Origin of the sequence: Bartonella taylorii 8TBB (assembly GCF_902825155.1) — a bacterium.
GTDB classification, from domain to species: Bacteria; Pseudomonadota; Alphaproteobacteria; order Rhizobiales; family Rhizobiaceae; genus Bartonella; species Bartonella taylorii_A.
In genome coordinates this window covers 1-2,964 of record NZ_CADEAG010000028.1, presented here as the reverse complement: position 1 = coordinate 2,964, position 2,964 = coordinate 1, and the positions used below count along the sequence as shown (strand labels likewise).

Sequence of the window (2,964 nt, the reverse complement as noted above, 5' to 3'; positions counted from 1 at the left end):
GTGTGTGTGGCTATTATGGTTACAGAAGCCGTAAGGACACTTTTATGCTTTAAAAACTTTTGCCTTATAATGCATAAAACAAATAAAAAGCTGTACAGACCGTACAGCTTTTTTTGTAACTTTTTTTTGATCACTCTTAATCACTTCATTTTGAGCTCTCTGTTGTTTTAAGATAATTTCTATTATATGCCACGTTGTTTGCTAACTCTCATGTTGAAGAGAATATTTAAATGCTCCTTGCATTATTCAATCAATGAACATTCTCATGTGTATCCTTATAGTATAATTGAACACACAAGAGACATCTCATTCATTTACGTTCCATAAAACAGCACCAATATAGAACTTTTCACCACCATCATTTTTTTATGAGCTTATATTTTTTTATCATTTACTCACAAACCCAAACGAATTAGAAAAAATCCAAAATGATAGGACGCTTCTTGGCGATGCGATCGCAGAAAAATTACACCTAACTTCCCCCGTTCAGCTTATACCACGCCAGACCAATCAAGAGATGGAATTCGCAGAAGTCTCACTGCCAGCCAATTCTCTCATTTTTTGCATGATTGGAGCTGCTAATCGTGATCCTGACGTTTTTATAGATCCTAATAATTTTATACCAGACCGTAAACGGGTTGGTAAAACCGAGCCGGATCTTATAAAAGCCGCGAACCATTTAGCCTTTGGAGCGGGCTTGCACGTCTGTGTAGGTTCTGCTTTTGCTCTCATGCAGAGTGAATTGACGGCGAATAGACTCCTCGATAAACTCATTGAGATCAACTTAACCGATGGTTTTATTTTGGAGGAAGAGGGATTGTATACAAGGGGACCATCGGCGCTTCCAATCACATTCATCCCAATATCGCAGCCAACAAACGCGTGTTAATTCTCAAAGCCTGTAATTTATAAAGCGGGACCAATTTTAAAGAATATCAACAGGGGGCATAACAATGCAAAAGAAAGATTCCTATACTAAATCAGAAAGGTATGTCATATATACCGTAATTATTTCCAGCATACTCCCCTTGCTGGACGGAAGCATTGTTAATGTCATCCTTCCCAACCTTGCTGATTATTTTTCAATAGAGGAAAAGAATATGCAATGGGTTGTAACATCTTATTTTCTGGCTACCGTGCCGGGGTTGCTGATGGCAACTTTCGTGCAAGGGAGAATAAGTATCAAAAAGACTTGGTTCCTTGCAAACTTCATTTTTATGCTTGGATCACTGGGGGTAGGACTAAGCTATAATTTTCAAACCATTATATCTGCACGTATCGTTCAAGGTTTTGGGACTGGTCTTTTGCTACCCCTTAGCCAAACCATTATTGCATTACAATTTGGTCAGACACGGGTACGTCAAGCCATGGGTACCATAGCCGTACCAACGGTTTTCGCTCCTGCCTTTGGTCCGCTGGCGGGTGCCTCACTTGCTCAGTACGTGTCTTGGCGTTTATTATTTTTTATCAATATTCCGCTTATTTTATTGGCACTCACCATTGGGGCAAAACATTTAAAGAGCAACGAAACAGCAAAAACAAAATTTAACTTATTTGCATTTTTAGCGTTTTCCATATCCCTTATTTCGTTTTTTTATCTCACAGAAGCCAGAAATATAAATAAAAACATCTCCATATATATCCTAGCACTTATAGCGGTGATATCTCTCATACTGTTCATTGTTTCTAATCAGAAAGCAAAAAATAAATTAATCGTCTTTAGCGGATTTAAAAATGCGCGCTACACGTTACTCATGATAATGGGGCTTATTGCTTCATTTCTTTTTTATAGCTTCCTCGTTTATTTCCCGTTAGCTCTCGCCATGGAAGGGAGCCATAAAAATAATCTTCTCATCATCGGCGCCGTCCTTGCTTTACAGGGGTGGGTGCATGGATCGGGAGAAAATTTATTTACCAAAAATGGAAAGAAAAATCTCCCTTTTTCATGATAGGAATTGGTTTGGTAATATCAAGTTTCGGGTTATTATGCTTTGGCTATAATATAAGCATGGATGGGCTGGGATTCTTGCTAAGAGGCATAGGGCTTGGTATCGCCACCATTGTCTGTCTGTCTGCCCCCATCCAATATGTCAATAGTTTATACGTCAAAGACACAGCAGTTATCACACGCATATTACAGCAAATAGGTGGAGCCTTAGGGGGTGTATTCGCAGGCTTTCTGTTACATTTATTGACGGAGGAATACCTTTCCCTCAATCAAACATATATCATATTCTTCATATTCTCTATCTGTGCATTTTTACTATTTTGCCTCGCACTCTCCATATCGCGTAAAGAGAATAATTCCGATTTATGATATACTTCGTTTGAACGCCTTCTCAATAACATTGGCAAATGATATAGCATTTGCCCCTGTTGAGAAATGTCAACACGCTGGGGCTTTGCGCTCCAACCTTTATCATTCTACGAAAGTACACTGAACCATCAAGCTCCTTAAGCTCTAAAATTGGTCACCTCCAGTAAGTTTCGGTGTTCGTAATTTTATGATGCCTTTGTGCTTTTGAAATCTCTAAAACCTATTGAAATATGGGATTTTCCGATAGTGTTCTTTGGAAGTGTCCACGAAGTTAAGCCACGCATTTCAATGTGGGATGATAGCCCATAAGCACGATAACAGACACTCCTACAGCATCAGTATAGAATCCCCCCCCCTAGACCATCTCTGCCACACATCATAATGTGGAAAACCGCACCGCACGGCAAATTTTGCTTTTCCTTCACACAACTCGTATGGTTGATGATGCTATCATTTTTTATCCTTGGAGCAGCCAACGGTGTGCAAAATGCGCTGATGGCAAGTTTTATGATGAAAGCTATTTATAAGCTACTACGTTTCTTTCTGCTTGGGATAGTGCTTCAAGGGCGAAGTACAGTGCGAAGAAGGTTATAATATGGGCGTCCCAAATCATGCTCCTTGTCATCGGTATAGCTACAATGATAGCA

The 2,964-nt window shown here is 39.5% G+C and carries 1 protein-coding gene and 2 pseudogenes; all 3 read left to right on the top strand.

Annotated elements, in window-relative coordinates:
* The first annotated feature begins 376 nt into the window (after positions 1–376).
* Positions 377–889, top strand: coding sequence for a cytochrome P450 (locus tag J7R13_RS08425; RefSeq protein ID WP_343212183.1), 513 nt, complete (start codon positions 377–379; stop codon positions 887–889).
* Between the two features lie 64 nt (positions 890–953).
* Positions 954–2,317, top strand: a pseudogene (locus tag J7R13_RS08420) (MFS transporter).
* A gap of 408 nt (positions 2,318–2,725) precedes the next feature.
* A pseudogene (locus tag J7R13_RS09715) lies at positions 2,726–2,849 on the top strand (MFS transporter); the annotation flags it as partial.
* Between the last annotated feature and the right edge of the window lie 115 nt (positions 2,850–2,964).